The 15,839-nt window shown below is 72.3% G+C and carries 12 protein-coding genes; 10 read left to right on the forward strand and 2 right to left on the reverse strand.

Annotated elements, in window-relative coordinates:
• Positions 1-26: 26 nt before the first annotated feature.
• Both DBP14_RS06065 and DBP14_RS06070 read right to left on the reverse strand, forming a co-directional pair.
• On the reverse strand, positions 27-5,918 hold the full coding sequence (locus DBP14_RS06065) for a type I polyketide synthase (protein WP_129306005.1): 5,892 nt from the start codon (positions 5,916-5,918) through the stop codon (positions 27-29).
• 13 nt (positions 5,919-5,931) lie between these two features.
• Positions 5,932-6,243 (reverse strand): acyl carrier protein, encoded by a 312-nt coding sequence (locus DBP14_RS06070; protein ID WP_129306006.1) that lies wholly within the window; start codon positions 6,241-6,243, stop codon positions 5,932-5,934.
• Between the two features lie 152 nt (positions 6,244-6,395).
• Between DBP14_RS06070 and DBP14_RS06075 the strand changes: the two genes are divergently transcribed.
• From DBP14_RS06075 to DBP14_RS06120, 10 genes are all read left to right on the forward strand, one after another.
• The gene (locus tag DBP14_RS06075; protein WP_129306007.1) at positions 6,396-8,027 is read left to right on the forward strand and encodes an aldehyde dehydrogenase family protein; all 1,632 of its coding nucleotides are present in this window, start codon (positions 6,396-6,398) and stop codon (positions 8,025-8,027) included.
• Between the two features lie 32 nt (positions 8,028-8,059).
• Positions 8,060-9,202 carry an acyl-CoA dehydrogenase family protein gene (locus DBP14_RS06080; RefSeq protein ID WP_129306008.1) on the forward strand — a complete coding sequence of 381 codons (1,143 nt, stop codon included), beginning with the start codon at positions 8,060-8,062 and terminating at the stop codon, positions 9,200-9,202.
• Between the two features lie 154 nt (positions 9,203-9,356).
• Positions 9,357-10,652 carry an aminotransferase class III-fold pyridoxal phosphate-dependent enzyme gene (locus DBP14_RS06085; RefSeq protein WP_129306009.1) on the forward strand — a complete coding sequence of 432 codons (1,296 nt, stop codon included), beginning with the start codon at positions 9,357-9,359 and terminating at the stop codon, positions 10,650-10,652.
• A gap of 2 nt (positions 10,653-10,654) precedes the next feature.
• The gene (locus tag DBP14_RS06090; RefSeq protein ID WP_129306010.1) at positions 10,655-11,137 is read left to right on the forward strand and encodes an SRPBCC family protein; all 483 of its coding nucleotides are present in this window, start codon (positions 10,655-10,657) and stop codon (positions 11,135-11,137) included.
• Positions 11,138-11,159: 22 nt separating this feature from the next.
• Positions 11,160-11,705: a hypothetical protein gene (locus tag DBP14_RS06095; RefSeq protein WP_129306011.1), complete on the forward strand. Its 546-nt coding sequence runs from the start codon at positions 11,160-11,162 to the stop codon at positions 11,703-11,705.
• A complete protein-coding gene (locus DBP14_RS06100; RefSeq protein WP_129306012.1) occupies positions 11,702-12,247 on the forward strand; it encodes a flavin reductase family protein in 546 nt (181 codons plus the stop codon). The genes DBP14_RS06095 and DBP14_RS06100 overlap by 4 nt, the downstream gene beginning before the upstream one ends.
• Complete coding sequence (locus tag DBP14_RS06105; protein ID WP_129306013.1) at positions 12,244-13,224, forward strand: VlmB-like protein; 981 nt, start codon at positions 12,244-12,246, stop codon at positions 13,222-13,224. The genes DBP14_RS06100 and DBP14_RS06105 overlap by 4 nt, the downstream gene beginning before the upstream one ends.
• Complete coding sequence (locus DBP14_RS06110; protein ID WP_129306014.1) at positions 13,221-14,228, forward strand: beta-ketoacyl-ACP synthase III; 1,008 nt, start codon at positions 13,221-13,223, stop codon at positions 14,226-14,228. The genes DBP14_RS06105 and DBP14_RS06110 overlap by 4 nt, the downstream gene beginning before the upstream one ends.
• A gap of 77 nt (positions 14,229-14,305) precedes the next feature.
• Positions 14,306-14,536, forward strand: coding sequence for a phosphopantetheine-binding protein (locus DBP14_RS06115; protein WP_129306015.1), 231 nt, complete (start codon positions 14,306-14,308; stop codon positions 14,534-14,536).
• On the forward strand, positions 14,536-15,756 hold the full coding sequence (locus tag DBP14_RS06120; RefSeq protein ID WP_129306016.1) for a beta-ketoacyl-[acyl-carrier-protein] synthase family protein: 1,221 nt from the start codon (positions 14,536-14,538) through the stop codon (positions 15,754-15,756). Before DBP14_RS06115 ends, DBP14_RS06120 begins: the two co-directional genes overlap by 1 nt.
• Positions 15,757-15,839 lie beyond the last annotated feature (83 nt).

A 15,839-nucleotide genomic window follows, 5' to 3' on the forward strand; every position in this document is an offset into this window, starting at 1 on the left:
CGGGGTTCTCCCGTCCCTTGGGGCTGTCACGCCGCCGGTGCCGGGGCGAGCCGGCCGTCGACGAACTGGGCCAGTGCGCGGACCGTGGGGTGGTCGAGGGTGAGGGAGGCCGGCAGGGGCAGCCGGAAGGCCTGCTCCAGACCGGACCTGACCTGCTGGGCCATCAGGGAGTCCAGGCCCAGCGAGACGAACTCGGTGTTCTGGTCCAGCTCGTCGCCCTCCTCCAGGTGCAGGACGGCGGCGACCCGTTCGCCGACGACCGCGGTGACGGCGGCGAGGCGCTCGGCGTCGGGCAGCGCGGCCAGCGCCGTGAGGTCCAGGCCGGTGCCGTCGTCGTCGGGGGTCTGCCGGGCGAGCCGGTCGTAGAACAGGTCGCCGGTGACGCTGCCGGACACGTAGCGGTCCCAGTCGAACTCGCCGACGATCCGCTGGGTGCGGGGCCTGCCCCACAGCCGGGCCAGGGTGTCCAGGGCGCGGGTCGGGGAGAAGAAGCGGACGCCGCTGCGTTCGATCTCCTGGCTGAGGTGCTCCTCCAGCCGGGCGGACATGCCGACCCGGGCCCAGGCGCCCCAGTTGACCGAGAGGCCGGGCACCCCGCGCCGGCCGCGCCACTCGGCGAGGGCGTCGAGTCCGGCGCTGGCGGCGGCGTAGTGGCCCTGGGTGGCGCCGCCGAGGACGGAGGCGATGGAGGAGTAGGTGACGAAGAAGTCCAGCTCGGGGAAGCCCTCCTCGGCGGCCTCGTGCAGGAGCCAGCCGCCGTAGGCCTTCGCGGCGAGCTGGGCGTCCACGGACTCCCACGTCAGTTCGGAGATCAGTTTCTTGTCGTAGGAGCCGGCGGCGTGCACGATCCCGCCGACCGGGTACGGTCCGTCCGCGAGCTGCCGCACCAGGCGCCGGACGTCCTCCGCGCGGGAGACGTCGGCGCGTACGACGGCGATCTCGGCGTCGGCGGCGAGGTCGGCGAGGACCGGTGCGGCCTCCTCGGTGGGCCGGCCGCTGCGGCTGACCAGGGTGAGGTGGCGGGCGCCGAGGGCGACCAGCTTGCGGGCGGTGACCAGGCCGAGGCCGCCGAGGCCGCCGGTGACCAGGTAGGTGCGGTCGGCGCGCAGGCCCACCGGGCCGTCGTCCTCGGGGGTCCGTTCCTCGGCCGGGTCCTCGGGCAGGGTCACCCAGGCGCGTCCGGCGGGGTCGGAGAGGGCGGTGCGCAGCGCTTCGCCGGTCTCGTCGAGCCGGAAGTGCGGGGCCGTGTCGTCGGAACCGGTGGCGTGGACGACGGCGACGGCGGGCACGGTGAGCGTGGAGCGGAACGTGCCGTCGTGGCGGACGAGGACCTCGTCGCCGGGCGCGAATCCGGTGCCGTCGGCGGCGGCGAGGACGGTGCCGCGGGCGGACTGGCCGAGCAGCGGCGGCGGTTCCTCCTCGGCGCCGTCCTCCTCGGCGCGTTCGGCGCGGCCGGTGTCGAGGGCGGTGCGGGCGTCCTCGGCGGTGAGGCCGACGGTGTGCACGCGGACCTGGACCTCGTCCGTCCCCGGTGCGCGTCCAGCGGCCGGGGCGAGGGCGAGGTCGGAGAGGTCGCCGGAGTCGGCGGCACGCAGCTCGAAACCTCCGGTCCAGGTGAGGGGGGCGTCACCGGCGAGCAGCCGGCGCACGTAGCGGCGGCCGGGCCGGTGGGCGACCTGGTACTCGCCGGCCGGTTCGGTGCGCCATTCCTCGGCGAGGGGCGCGAGCCCGCTGCCGGGGGCGAGGTCGACGAGGGTGGCCCGCAGCTGCGGGTACTCGGTGAGCAGGACGCGGCCGAAGCCCCACAGGGTGGCGGCGGCGAGGTGGCCGCCGTCGCCGGCCGGGTCGCCGGGGAGCCACTGGGCGCCCTCGGTGACCAGCCAGAGCCGGGGCGGCCGGGCACTGTCCAGGGCGTCCAACGCGGCTGTCAGGGCGAGGAGTTCGCGGTAGTTGTCCTCGCACTCGGCGCGCAGCCGGTCGGCGGACATCGGTTCGGGATGCTGCCGCCAGACGCGGCACACGTCGGTGACGGTGGGGTCCTCCAGGGCGGACTTGAGGTCGGTGAGGTCGGGCAGCCAGGTGACCTTCAGGCCGGGTTCGCCGGCGAGTTCGGCGGCGCGGACGGCGGCCGGGTCGAGGAGGACGACGTGCCGGGCCGGCGCGGCGTCCTTCGCCGGGAGGGCGCGGCGCACCCATTCGGGGCGGTGCAGGAACTGGCGGCGGCCGGTGCGGCCCTCGGGCCGGGCCATGCGCACGCCGAGCAGCTCGGCGACGGGGTCGCCGTTCTCCAGCAGGAGCACGTCGGCGAGGCGGGCGTCCAGGTCGCCGCGGACCCGGGCGAGCACGCGGAGGTTCTCGCCGCGCGGCTTGCGGAAGTGCCGTACGGCGGCGATCTCGCGCGGTACGAACACCGGGCCCTCGGGGTCGAGGACGACCAGCGCCTGCACGGCGGCCTCCAGCAGCTCGGCCGGCACGTGCTCGACGGCGGTGGCGTCACGGCCGGAGAGTTCACCGGTGACCAGCGCCGCGGCAGGCAGCGTTTGCCCTTCAAGGAGCGGCGTCCGGTGCGTGCTCTCGGCGTGCCGGCCGGAAGCCCTCGTACTGGACGTACTTGGGGTTACGGCCGGTGCGGCGAGTGGGGGCACCCCCGGCCGAAGGCTGGGGGAGCGTGCCGGGCGTCGTGACGGGGCGGACGTTGCCTGCTGCGGCGCTGCGTCGGCGTGGCGGGCGGCGTGGAGCAGGAGGCGCATCCGGGGGCCGTGGGCGCGGCCGACGGAGGCGAGGTCGGTGTAGATGTCCTCGTCGTCGATCTGCTGTCCGGCCGGGGCGAGCGTGGCGTCCAGTTCGGCCAGCTCGCTGACGGGGACGAGGGGTTCGGGGTCGGCGGCGACGACGGCGGTGGCGTGCAGGTTCTCCTCCCCGCCGACGACGGTGAACACCTCGACGTCGGCGCCGCCCGCGCGGCGCGGCCGCCAGCGGGTGGTCAGCGCGGTCGTGGTCTCGGGAGCCAGGTCGAGAGGGGCGAGGAGCCTGAGGTCGCGGACGGCGTTGCGGGCGTGGCCCTGCACGGCGTCCTGCGCGGCGAGCAGCAGGTCGACGTAGGCGCCGGCCGGGAGGGTGGTGCGGCCGCCGTCGGTGAGGTCGGCGAGGGCGCCGAGTTCCTCGGTGGTGAACTCGGCGTTGAACTCCCGTACGCCGCTGGCGAACCGCTCCTCCACGCCGAGCAGCAGGTGCCGCGCGGTGCCGTTCGCGGTGGAGCGGCGGGGGGTGACGGCGGGCAGCCAGTAGCGCTTGCGCTGGAAGGCGTACGTCGGCAGGTCGACGCGGGCGGGCACCGGCTGTCCGGCGTGGTAGCCGTCCCAGGAGACGGGCAGTCCGGCCGCGTAGTAGTCGGCGAGCGCGGTGAGGGTGGTGGCCGTCGTGGTGTCGCGGCGGCGCAGGCTGGCCAGCCACACGTGGTCCTCGACGGTGACGCCCCGGCGGGCGAGGGCGGTGAGTCCGGCCTGGGGGCCGATCTCGATGAGGGCGTGCCGGCCGCGCTTGGCGACGGCTCGGATGCCGTCGAGGAAGCGGACGGGTTCACCGATGTGCCGCACCCAGTAGTCGGGGGTGCCGATCTCGCGGAACCGGGCGAGGCGCCCGGTGACGTTGGAGATCAGGCTGATCTTCGGCTCGTGGAAGGTGATGCCGTCCAGGGCGGCGCGGAAGTCGTCGTAGACCTCGGCCATCAGGGGCGAGTGGAAGGCGTGGGAGACCTTGAGCCGGTCGACGCGGACGCCCCGCCCGTCGAGGACGGCGAGGACCTCCTCCAGCGCGGCGGTGGCGCCGGAGATCACGGTCTGGTCGGGGGCGTTGATCCCGGCGAGGGCGAGGTCGTCGTGACCGGCGAGCAGGGGTTCGACGTCCTCGACGGGCGCGGCGACGGCGGCCATCCCGCCCTCGGTGCTGACGGCCTGCATCAGCCGGGCGCGGGCGGCGACGAGGGTGACCGCGTCGGGCAGGCTGAACAGGCCGGCCACGGCGGCGGCGACGACCTCGCCGATGCTGTGCCCGATGAGCACGTTGGGCTTGGCGCCCCAGGCCAGCCACTGCTGGGCGAGGGCGTACTCCAGGGTGAACAGGGCGGGCTGGGTGTACTCGGTGCGGTCGATCGCCTCGGGGGCGGCGGCAGTGCCGAGGAGCAGCTCGCGCACGGAGCGGCCGAGGTGGGGGGCGAACAGGCGGTCGCACGCGTCGACGTGCTCGCGGAAGACGGGGAGGGCCGCGTAGAGGGCGGCGCCCATGCCGGCGTACTGGGAGCCCTGGCCGGTGAACATGAAGGCGGTCTTGCGGATGCCGGTGGGGCCCTCGTGCTCGGCCTCGGCGGCGCGGTCGAGGAGCTTGGTGAGCGCGGCGCGGTCGGCGACGGGGGCGGCGATCCGGTAGGGGTGGTGGCCGCGGGTGGTGTTGGCACTGTGGCAGAGCGCGGGCACGGACACGTCGGGGCGCTCGTCCAGCAACGACCGGTAATCGTCGGCGAGTTCGCGCAGGGCGGCGGCGTTCTTGGCGGACAGGGTGAACAGGGGGGCGGCGCCCGACTCCTCCGGCTGCCGCGTCCCCTGGTCCCGGGTGGGCGCCTGCTCCAGCACCACCGCGCCGATGGTCCCGGCGAACCCGAAGCTGTTGACGACGGCACGGCGGACCTCGGCGTCCCACGGCTCGCAGGCGGTCGGCACCCGCACCGGGTACAGGTCCCAGGGGATGCGCCCGGAGGGGGTGTTGAGGTTGACGTGCGGGTAGATCGTGCCGGAGCGCAGCTGGAGCACGGTCTTGATGACGCCGACGATGCCGGAGGCGGGCTCCATGTGGCCGAGGTTCGTCTTCACCGAACCGACCAGCACCGGGCGGTCCTTGGTGTGGGAGTCGATGAACACGTCCCCGATGGCGCCGAATTCGATGGGGTCGCCGAGCGGGGTGCCGGTGCCGTGCGCCTCGACGTAGCTGATGTCCTCGGGCGCCAGGTGGGCGGCGGCGAGCGCGCTGCGGATGACCTTCTCCTGCGCGGGCCCGTTGGGCACCGTGAGGCCGGCGCTGTCGCCGTCCTGGCCGACGGCGGTGCCGCGCACGAGGGCGAGGATCCGGTCGCCGTCGCGTTCGGCGTCGGAGAGGCGCTTGAGAACGACGATGCCGCAGCCCTCGGCGCGCGCGTAGCCGTCGGCGGCCTCGTCGAACGTCTTGCAGTGGCCGTCGGGGGCGAGCATCTGGGCGTTGGAGAACATCACCGGGATGCGCGGGTGGTGCAGGGCGTTGACGCCGCCGCACAGCGCGATGTCGCTCTCGCCGGCGCGCAGGGCCTGCACGGCCAGGTGCAGGGCGACCAGCGAGGAGGAGCAGGCGGTGTCGACGCTCATGCTGGGCCCGCGCCAGCCGAGGAAGTAGGAGAGCCGGCCGGACAGCGGGAACATGGTGATGCCGGACGCCAGGTGGCCGTCGAGTTCCTCGTAGGGCAGCGCGTCCAGTTCGAGGGCGTAGTCGATGGAGCTGGCGCCGATGTAGACGCCGCCGTTGCCGCGGCGCAGCGGCGCCGGGTCGATGCCGGCGTGCTCCAGGGCCTGCCAGGCGGTCTCCAGCAGCAGCCGCTGCTGGGGGTCCATGTAGCGGGCTTCCTTCGGGGAGATGTTGAAGAAGCCGGCGTCGAACAGGTCGATGCGGTCGAGGAATCCGCCGGCGGAGGCGCGGATCTTGCCCTTGTCGTCGTCTCCGTCGGGGGTGAACGCCTCGACGTCCCAGCGGTCCGTGGGCAGCGGGCTGATGCCGCTGCGGCCCTCCTTGAGGAAGGTGTCGAACTCGTCGGGTGAGCCGCTGCCGCCGGGGAACCGCAGACCGATTCCGACGATCGCGACCGGCTCGGGCGCCTGCTCTGATTCCGTGCGCGGCATGGAGCGACTCCTTCTAGGCGTTCTGGCTCTGGTCGGTGATGGCCTGCGTCAGGTGGTCCACGAGGTGACCGATCGTCGGCTCGTTGAAGAGCACGCTGACGTTGATCGACAGGTCCAGGAGCTGCTCCAGGCTCTGCCGTATCTCGGTCAGCCGCAGCGAGGTGAGGCCGAGATCGAAATAGCTGACGTCGAGGGGGAGATCCTCGGACTCGTCCATGAGGAGCACGGCCCGGAATTTCTCCAGGGCGATTGTCTCGATCTCTTCGGCGAGTTCGGGGCGCGGCAGCTCGCGCAACCGCTGGATCGTGCTGTCGACAGGTGGCATGCGCCTCATGCAAGCAGCGCCGGCTGACGCCCCGCTGACGGCTCCTGACCGGCCCGTTGGCTGAATCAGTCCGGTGTCAGCGCGGGGTCAGATTCCGCTGTCAGGCTCGCATTGCTTCAAGAAATCCACTCGCCATATCGGAAAGGCTGAAGATGCTTCGCGAAGCAGCGCAGGAGGAGAGTGCCGAGGCACCTTCCGGATTCAAGAGCTACGACCTCTACATCGCGGGCAAGGACGTCGCCGGTGACGGGTGGGTGTACACCGTCAGCGGGCGTTCCCTGCTGGAAGACGTTTTCACGAGCGTCAGCCTGAAGCGCACCCTCGAACAGGACCCGGAGTCCGAGGCGGCCCGGCACCCGTACGTGGTCGGGCGCTGCGCGATCGCGGACGACTCCGCCATCGACCTGGCCTCGCAGGCGGCCGCAGCGGCGGCCCCGGACTGGGCGGCCGTACCGCTGGAGCGGCGGATGCGGCTGGGCACCCGGTTCCGCGAGGAACTGATCAAGCACCAGGACGAGTTCCTGCGGATGCTGGTCGCCGAGTCGCACCCGGTGAAGCTGGCCCGCTGGGAACTGAGCTGCCTGCTGCAGATCTACGCCCCCGGGTCGCTGCGCTGGTACCTGAAGCAGATGCGGGTGGAGAAGGAGTACAACGGCCGCAAGCTGATCCTGCACCGCCAGCCGGACGGGGTCGTCGCGTTCAACCCGCCGCAGAACGCCCCGCTGCCGTCGGCCGCGCTGTGCGTGCTGGCGCTGATGGCCGGCAACGCGGTGGTGGTGCGGGCGCCGCGCTCCATCGCGCTGTCCACGATGTGGCTGCTGCGGGAGATCGTCGCGCCGCTGCTGGAAGAGGCCGACGCGCCGGCCGGCGTGCTGAACGCGGTGTGCTCCAACCCGAAGCAGACGATGGACCGCTGGATCGCGGACCCGCTGATCAACGACATCTTCTACATCGGCGGCAGCCAGGAGGGCCTGCGCTTCGAGCAGAGTTGCGTCTCCCACGGCAAGAAGCCGATCCTCGAACTGGCCGGCAACGACGGCATCGTGGTGTGGAAGGACGCCGACGTGAAGTGGGCGGCCGAGGCCATCACGGAGGCGTTCTACGGCTCCGGGCAGATCTGCATGGTGCCCAACTACGTCCTCGTTCACCCCGAGATCGCCGAGGCGCTGATCGCGGAGGTCCGCGAGCAGGTCAAGGGCATCCGGCCGGGCCTGCCCGAGGAGGAGGACGTGCTGCTGTCGCCGGTCCGGCGCAGCGAGCGGTTCTTCCGGCTGCTGCGGCAGGCCCTGGACAACGGCGCCGAGCTGGTCACCGGCGGCAACCGCACCGAGCTGGACGGCACCGTGTCGGAGACGGGTGTGTTCCTGCAGCCGACGGTGGTCCGCGTCGACGGTCTCGACCGGGCGCGCACGTACGACGTGGTCCGCGAGGAGACGTTCTTCCCGCTGGTCCCGATCGTGGTCGCCGAACGCGACAACGACGACGCCCTGCTGGAGGCGTTCCTGCAGTTCGTCAACAGCAACGACTACGGGCTGCGCAACTCGCTGTGGTCGCGCTCCGACCACGTCATCGAGACCTTCGTGCGGCGCACGGTCAACGGCGGCCTGCTGAAGGTCAACGACTCCCACATCGGCTTCCTGCCGTACCTGCCGAGCCACGGCGGCACCGGCCGCACCGGCGGCGCCTTCGGCGAGGCCAACTACCCGATGCTCAAGACGTCCCACGTGCAGGGAGTCAGCATCGCCCGCGACGTGAGCCCGTACGACGCCGTGTTCGGCGCCTGAACCCCGCTCTCGAAGTCTTCCGGAGGTTTCCCGTGCGTTCCCTCGATGCTGCCCGGACCGTCTGCGAGCGGTTCCATCCCGGACTCCTCAAGGAGCTGGACCAGATCCCGTACGTCCAGCGGGAGCGGCCCGGCAGCCCGGTGATCGACCTGTTCCGCATCCACGGCGGGGTGGGCCTGCTGATACCCGAGGTCTACGGCGGCCACGGCGCCGCCCCGCTGGAGGCGCTGCACGTGCAGCTGGCGCTCGGCGCGGTGTCACCGTCGCTGGTCGCCGCCGTGTCCATGCACCACTTCACCGCCGCCATGCTGTACTCGCTGGCGGTCAAGTCGGGCCGGCTCACCGGCGGGCAGACCGCCCTGCTGCACCGGATCGTGCCGGAGCAGATGGTGATGGCGTCCGGCTGGGCGGAGGGCCGTACCGCGCAGAACGTGCTGAAGCCGGCCGTGACCGCGCGCCCGGTCGAGGGCGGGTTCCTGCTGTCCGGCGCGAAGAAGCCGTGCAGCCTGTCCCGTTCGATGAGCCTGCTGACCGCGTCCATCGCGATCCACGGCGAGGACGGCGGCGAGCCGGAACTGGCGCTCGCCCTGGTCCCCTCCGACGCGCCCGGCCTGACCGTGCACCCGTTCTGGGGCAACGACCTGCTGGCCGGCGCGGAGAGCGACGAGGTCCGCCTGGAGGACGTGTTCGTGCCGGCCGAGATGGTCGTGCGGGCCGGCGCGGACGACCCCACCCGCCTGGACGATCTGCAGTCGGCCGGGTTCGTCTGGTTCGAGATGCTGATCTCCGCCGGGTACGCCGGCGGGGCCGCCGCGCTCGTGGAGCACGTGCTGGAGCGCCAGCGGGGCAGCGCGGAGGAGCGGGCCGCGCTCGCCGTCGACATGGAGGCCGCGCTGGCCCTGCTGGAGGGCGTGGCCCGCGGGACGGGGCCGGAGCCGGGCGACGAGGCGTCGGTGGCGCGGGTGCTGGTCGCGCGTTATGCGGTGCAGAACGCGCTGCCGGACATCGTGGCCCGGTCGCTGGAGTTGCTGGGCGGGCTGGACTTCATTCAGAGCAGTGCGAGTACGCAGGTCGCTGCGGCTGTGCGTGCGCTGGCCTTTCATCCGCCTTCTCGGATTGCCGCGGCTGAGCCTTTGCTGACTTATTTCGGCGGGGGGCCGTTGGTTCTCGCCTAGCGCCGTGCCGACGGGGCTGTCGGGCGGCTGCGGGCCCGTTGTGGCTTGTCGCGCCCACGCGGCGGCAGCCGCAAATCGACACGGCCCCGCGCCCCTTTCGGGGCGCTGCACGCGCCGGAGTCTTCATCATCCACCTTCTTGGAGTGAGCTACACGTGACCGTCATTCAGGATGCCCCGGCGGCGCTTGGCGCCGATAGTGAGGCGGAGATTCTCGGGTTGTACCGGGCCCATCTGAGCAAGGGCCGGGCCACGCTCGCCGAGTTGTTCGGCAGTCATATGGAGACGGCGTCGGAGGGCGCCTGGCTCACCACGAGTGATGGTGAGCGGTTCCTGAACGCGGGTGGTTACGGGGTGTTCATCATGGGCGCCCGGCACCCGATCGTGATGGAGGAGGTGGAGCGCCAGCTGCGCACCCACCCCACGGCGACCCGGATCCTGCTGGAGCCGACGGTGGCGCGGGCGGCGGAGGCGCTGGTGTCGGTGCTGCCGGCCGGGCTCGACCGGGTGCACTTCGCACTGTCGGGTGCGGAGGCGGTGGAGACGGGACTGAAGCTGGCCCGCGCCAACGGGTACAAGCGGACGGTCTCGATGCGCGGCGGCTACCACGGCAAGACGCTGGGGGCGCTGTCGGCGACCGCGAAGGACGTGTACCAGGCGCCGTTCCGGCCGCTCGTCCCGGACTTCCTGCATCTGCCGTTCGGTGACGCGGATGCCCTGGAGGCCGAGCTGCGGGCCCACCCCGGCGAGGTCTGCGTGATCCTGGAGCCGGTGCAGGGCGAGGGCGGTGTGATCATCCCGCCCAAGGGCTATCTGAAGCGGGTCGAGGAACTGGTCCGCGAGTACGACGGGTTCCTGATCCTCGACGAGGTGCAGTCCGGGTTCGGCCGGCTCGGCGAGTGGTGGGGCGCCGACGTGGAAGGCGTCGTACCGGACGTCCTGCTCGCCGGGAAGGCGCTCGGCGGCGGGGTGATGCCGGTGTCGGCGGCCGTCGCCACCCGCAAGGCGTTCCGCCCCTTCGACAAGGACCCCTACGTCCACACCGCCACGTTCTCCGGGCAGCCGGTGCTGATGGCCGCGGTGCAGGGCGCGGTGCGGGCCGTCAAGGAGGAACGCCTGGTCACCCGGGCGATGGACCTCGGTGCGCGGCTGCTGCCGCGGATCGCGGAGGTCGCCCACCGCAACATCCCCGAGCTGGTCGTGGAGGTGCGCGGCCGGGGCCTGCTCATCGGGGTGGAGCTGGTCGAGGCGGGCCTCGCCGGCGAGCTGCTGATCGAGCTGTTCAACCACGGCGTGGTCGCCAACCACTCCATGAACGGCAGCTCGGTGGTGCGGTTCACGCCGCCCGCCGTGCTGACCGACACCGACGTGGACTTCCTCGTCAACTCCTTCGACCTGGCCACCCGCGACCTGATCAAGGGTGCGGCCACAATGCCGGAAGGCGGTAACTGATCGTGCGGCACGTCGAACTCGATGCCCTGATACCCGCGGAGCAGGCGGAAACGGTCCTGCACGCCGTACGGCGCTGGGAGCGCTACCCGGAGCTGGCGCCCCACGTCAACGCGACCACCGTGCACGCCTCCTACCCCGACCCGAAGGCCTCCTCCAGCTGGGAGCTGCACTTCCGCAGCGGTCTGCTGCGCTGGACCGAGGACGACACGGTGGACCCGGAGGCGGGCGAGATCCGCTTCGAGCAGTCCGACGGCGACTTCGACTCCTTCGAGGGGACCTGGTCGATCCGGCAGGACGGCGCCGACGTGGCCGTCCGCTTCGACGCCGACTTCGACTTCGGCATCCCGAGCCTGGAGGGCATCCTCGACCCGATCGCCGAGCGGGTCATCAAGGAGACCGTCGCCTGGGCGCTGACCGGCCTGTACCCGGCGGTGCGCGTCCACGGCGGCATCGAACTGGGCCGGCCCGCCGCGGTCGGCGCCTAGGACCGGGGCGAGGAGCTGACCCATGGACCAGGCGAACCCGTTCGAGACACCCCGCACCTACTCGCTGCACCGCGCCGAGTACCTGGTGGGCCTCGCCGTCACCACCGGACTGATCGTCTACCACTTCGGCGACATCCGCTGGCTGCCCGCGCTCGGACTGTTCCTGTACATCGACCTGATCGGCTACATCCCGGGCGCGATCGCGTTCCGCAGGAGCGGCGGCCGGCCGATCCCCAAGGCGTACTACGTCCTCTACAACGTCATGCACAGCCTGATCACGCAGGGCGCGGTCGCCGCGCTGTGGTGCTGGCTGGTCAGGCCGGAGTGGGCGCTGCTGGTGCTGCCGTTCCACCTGTTCGGCGACCGGGGCCTGTTCGGCAACTTCATGAAGTCGTTCGCGCTGCCCTTCGAGCCGGTGCGTCAGGAGGGCTACCTGCGGCTGCTGGACGACCTGGGCCTGCCGCACCCCAAGCCGGTCGGGCACGCGACGGAGCCGGTGCCGGTCGGGCACGTCCCGGCGCGTACGGCCGTACCGCAGCCGGTGCGGGAGACGGAGGCCGTGCGATGACCACGGCGACCGGCGTACGGCGTCCCGTGCGGCAGGACCCGGCCGAGCGGCGGCGGGCGCTGTACCACCTGGCGTCCCCGGTGTCGGTGCTGACCACGGGCCCCGAGGAGCGGATGCACGGCACCACCGCGAGCACCGTCACCCTGGTCTCGCGCGAGCCGCTGCTGGTCGGGGTGGTGCTGCGGGCCGGCTCGTCGTTCGCCCGGCTGGCCGCCGCCGAGGGCCGCTTCGCGATCAACGTGCTCGGCGCCGAACAGGCCGACGTGGCACGGCACTTCGCCGACAGCTCCCGGCCCGACGGGGACGCGGCGTTCGCGGGCCTCGCCTGGACGGCGGACCGGTACGCGCACGCCCCGCTCATCGCGGGCGCGCTCGCCCACTACGTCTGCCGCTTCCAGTCCGCGCAGGCGGCGGGCGACAGCGAACTGCTGCTCGGTCACGTCGTACGCGCCACGGCGGACCCGGGGCTGCCGCTGTTCAGTTACGCCGGCGGGCTGTACGCCGGCTCCCTGCGTCCGGCTAAGGAGGCCGTCGCATCATGACCGCACCCGTGGCACCCGAGGCGGACTGGGACAAGGCACCCGGTCTGCTGGACGGCGCGAAGGAACTCACCCTCGGCCCCGAGGAGTGCGACCTCGCCTACTGGATCACCTCGGTCGCCCAGGGCACCCTGCGCGACCGCGGGGTGACCGGCCACCACGAGAACGCGCTCACCCCGGACTTCCTGAAGGCCCCCGGCCCGCTGCGCGAGGCCCTGGTGCTGGAGTTCGGCTTCCGGGCGCTGGCGGAGGAGCTGGCCACCCGGCTGCTCGGCCACTACGTGTCGATCGCGCCCGGCATCCCCGAGATGGAGTTCTACGCCACCCAGCTGATCGACGAGGCCCGGCACGCCCGGGTCTTCCGGCAGCACCTGGTGGACCTGGGCATCCCCTCGGACACGCTGCTCAAGGGCATCGAGGAGATGGCCCGGGACTACCGCGAGCGGGTCCTGGACCCGGTGGTGGACTTCACCCTGGACATCGTCCGCGACCAGGCCGACTTCCCCGGCGGGGTAGCCGTGTTCGCCATCATCATCGAGGGCGTGCTCGCCCCGGCCGCCGAACTGAGCGAGCGCAAGTGGACCCCGCTCTCCGCGGCGACCGGTGAGATCTCCCGCGGCACCGCCATCGACGAGATCCGCCACCTCACCGTGGCCAGCACCATCCTGCGCGACCACGTGATCAAGCACCCTGAGTACAAGCCGCGGCTGCTTCAGATCCTGCGCTCCGGCGTGAAGCTGTGGGACGAGATCCCGGACCGGGAGTTCGTCATCCACCGCGAGGAGCTGTTCCAGCAGGGCATGGCCGAACACGCGGACAGGATCGGGGACTACGAGATCTGGCCGGGCGTGCGGATGCTCGACACCACCGCCGAGCAGCGCTACGACATGGCCGAGCGGTGGACCGACGAGATGGCCGAGGTCCGCATGGCCTACATGGGCCTCCCCGTGGAGGTCCTGGCCTCGGAGGCCGGCGCATGAGCGGCGGGCGGGCCGCGGTGGTCACCGGCGTCGGGTCGTACGTCCCGCCGAACGTGGTGACCAACGACGACCTGTCCCGGCGGCTCGACACCTCCGACGCCTGGATCCGGTCGCGGACCGGGATCGCCGAGCGGTGCTACATCACGCCCGGCACATCCACCGGCGACCTCGCCGTCGAGGCGGGCCTCAGGGCGCTGAAGTCGGCGGGCACCGAGCAGGTCGGCGCGGTGGTGCTCGCCACCACCACCCCGGACCAGCCCTGCCCTGCGACCGCACCGCAGGTCGCGGCCCGGCTGGGGCTCGGGCAGGTGCCCGCCTTCGACGTGGCGGCCGTCTGCTCAGGGTTCCTGTACGGCCTGGCCTCGGCCGCCGGACTGATCGCGGCGGGGATCGCGGACGACGTGCTGTTGATCGCCGCCGACGCCTTCACCACGATCATCAACCCGGAGGACCGCACCACCGCGGTGATCTTCGCGGACGGCGCGGGCGCGGTCGTGCTGCGCGCCGGCTCGGCCGGCGAGCCCGGCGCGATCGGCCCGCTGGTGCTCGGCAGCGACGGCGAACTGAGCCACCTCATCGAGGTGCCGGCGGGCGGCTCCCGGCAGCGGTCCGCGGATCGGCCCGTCGACCCGGAGGAGCGGTACTTCCAGATGGTCGGCCGGGAGACCTACCGGCACGCGGTGGAACGCATGACCGCCGCGTCCGCGGAGGCCGCCGAGCGGGCCGGCTGGCGTCTCGACGACGTCGACCGGTTCGCCGCCCACCAGGCCAACGCCCGCATCCTGGACGCCGTCTCGGACCGGCTCGGCATCCCCGCCGAGCGCCGCCTGAGCAACATCGACCGGGTCGGCAACACCGGCGCCGCCTCCATTCCGCTGCTGCTCGCCGAAGCCACCGGCGAAGGGCGGCTCGCCGCCGGCCACCGGGTGCTGCTCACCGCGTTCGGCGGAGGCCTGTCCTGGGGCGCCGCCACCCTCGTCTGGCCGGAGCTGCAGATCACCTGACCGGTCCCGATGCGCCATCAGCCACTCATATCGATTCAGCGGTACGCGGGGCGCGTACATCTTCGAAAGGAACCGACATGCTGGAGCAGCTCAAGGAAATCCTGTCCAACAAACTCAAGGTGTCGCCCGAGTCCATCACCCCGGACGCCACCCGCGAGGACATCGAGCTGGACTCGCTCGCCGTCGTGGAGCTGTCGCTGCTGCTGAAGTCCGAGCTGGACCTGGACATCAGCGACGACGACCTCCTGGAGGCCGAGACCGTGGCCGACATGGTCCGGCTCATGGAGGAGCGGAGCGCGAAGGTCTGATGGCCGGCATGGACATCGCCGTCACCGGGCTCGGTCTCGTCACCCCCGGCGGGATCGGGGTCGGACCGAGCTGGGCGGCGGTCTGCGACGGCAGGCCGGCCGCCGCCCTCGATCCGGTGCTGGCGGACAACACGGTACAGATCTCCTGCCGGGTTCCCGGCTTCGATCCCGAGTCGCTGCTGAGTGCGCGCAGGGCGCACCGCCTGGACCGGTTCGTGCAGTTCGCGCTGGTCGCCGCGCACGAGGCGGTGGCCGACGCGGGCCTCGACCCGCAGACCTGGGACGGTGCGCGGGTGGGTGTGGTGCTGGGCTGCGCCGACGGCGGGCCGGGCACGGTCGAGGAGCAGCACCATGTGCTCCGCGACCGGGGCGCCGGCCAGGTGTCGCCGCTGCTGCTGCCCATGCAACTGCCGAACATGCTGGCCGGACAGACGGCCATCGAGTTCGGGGCGACCGGACCCAACCTGGTGGTGGCCACCGCCTGCGCCTCGGGGGCGACCGCCATCGGCACCGCCCGGGACCTGCTGGCCCTCGGCCGCTGCGACGTCGTGCTCGCGGGCGGCAGCGAGGCCATGATCACCCCACTGGTCATGGCCGGCTTCGCCCAGATGGGCGCGCTGTCGAAACGGCACGACGATCCGGCGTCCGCGTCCCGCCCGTTCGACGCCGACCGGGACGGGTTCGTCGCCGGGGAAGGCGCCGGGATCCTCGTGATGGAGCGGGTCTCCGACGCGCGGGCCCGGGGTGCGCATGTGCACGGGCGCATCGTCGGGTACGGCGCGACGGCCGACGCGCACCACATGACGTCGCCGCATCCCGACGGGGCGGGCATCGAGGCGGCCGTGCGGGCGGCGCTCGCCGACGCGGGCGCCGATCCCGATGACGTCCAGCACGTCAACGCGCACGGTACGTCGACGCCGCTGAACGATCTGTCCGAGGCGCGGATGATTCAGCGGACGCTGCGGGGGGATCCGTTGGTGACGTCCACGAAGGGGGTCACCGGGCATCTGCTGGGCGCGGCGGGCGCGGTCGAGGCCGCGTTCGCTGTGCTGAGTGTGGAGCACGAGGTGGTGCCGCCTGTGGCCAACCTGGTCATTCCTGATCCTCGGATGGAGATCAAGTTGGCTCAAGGGGTTACTTCTATGCCGATTGATTTGGCGTTGAGCAACTCCCTGGGTTTTGGCGGTCAGAATACTGCGCTCGCCATCGCACCTGCGTAGTTCGGGTTGTTGCGCGGGTGCGGGTAGTTCGTGGTTGATCGCGCAGTTCCCCGCGCCCCTTTGGGGGCGCTCAAGCAGCCGTC

Origin of the sequence: Streptomyces sp. L2, from assembly GCF_004124325.1 — a bacterium.
In the GTDB taxonomy this organism is placed as follows: domain Bacteria; phylum Actinomycetota; class Actinomycetes; order Streptomycetales; family Streptomycetaceae; genus Streptomyces.

Coding starts and splice junctions, on each gene's coding strand:
- DBP14_RS06120 (WP_129306016.1), top strand. CDS start 14,536: ATGGCCGGCATGGACATCGCCGTCACCGGGCTCGGTCTCGTCACCCCC.
- DBP14_RS06105 (WP_129306013.1), top strand. CDS start 12,244: ATGACCGCACCCGTGGCACCCGAGGCGGACTGGGACAAGGCACCCGGT.
- DBP14_RS06100 (WP_129306012.1), top strand. CDS start 11,702: ATGACCACGGCGACCGGCGTACGGCGTCCCGTGCGGCAGGACCCGGCC.
- DBP14_RS06115 (WP_129306015.1), top strand. CDS start 14,306: ATGCTGGAGCAGCTCAAGGAAATCCTGTCCAACAAACTCAAGGTGTCG.
- DBP14_RS06095 (WP_129306011.1), top strand. CDS start 11,160: ATGGACCAGGCGAACCCGTTCGAGACACCCCGCACCTACTCGCTGCAC.
- DBP14_RS06075 (WP_129306007.1), top strand. CDS start 6,396: ATGCTTCGCGAAGCAGCGCAGGAGGAGAGTGCCGAGGCACCTTCCGGA.
- DBP14_RS06110 (WP_129306014.1), top strand. CDS start 13,221: ATGAGCGGCGGGCGGGCCGCGGTGGTCACCGGCGTCGGGTCGTACGTC.
- DBP14_RS06065 (WP_129306005.1), bottom strand. CDS start 5,918: ATGCCGCGCACGGAATCAGAGCAGGCGCCCGAGCCGGTCGCGATCGTC.
- DBP14_RS06070 (WP_129306006.1), bottom strand. CDS start 6,243: ATGCCACCTGTCGACAGCACGATCCAGCGGTTGCGCGAGCTGCCGCGC.